Source organism: Desertibacillus haloalkaliphilus (assembly GCF_019039105.1).
Taxonomy (GTDB): Bacteria; Bacillota; Bacilli; order Bacillales; family KJ1-10-99; genus Desertibacillus; species Desertibacillus haloalkaliphilus.
The window spans coordinates 1-320 of record NZ_JAHPIV010000653.1; the positions used below are offsets into that span (position 1 = coordinate 1).

The 320-nt window shown below is 36.6% G+C and carries 1 protein-coding gene; it reads right to left on the reverse strand.

Going from position 1 to position 320, the window contains the following annotated elements:
* Positions 1–22 precede the first annotated feature (22 nt).
* The coding region (locus tag KH400_RS23720; protein ID WP_369009399.1) for a lipoate--protein ligase family protein at positions 23–320 on the reverse strand (298 nt) is incomplete at its 5' end.

The window sequence follows — 320 nt, forward strand, 5'->3', positions numbered from 1 at the left end:
TTTAAAGACAGGTCCTTTTGACTTATTTTCTAAAATTCCACTCATCCTGCTCGTAACGATCTCTTGCAATTTGCAGAACGACTTCTTCTTCCTCTTCCGATAACCTGTATGGCTCTAGTTCAATGTTTAACCCTTTTTCAAATCCTCGCTTAAACGCCATTTTTGCTTCTTCCATCGTTAAAGGTTCACTTCTTAAAGCATTAATAGCGACGGCTTTATTTTTAAAATTCTTTTGCATGCGTTCACGTAACCGTTCACTCGAATAGTTAAACAAGTCAAAAAGTTTATCCTCATCGATATCTAAAATGATCGAACCATGC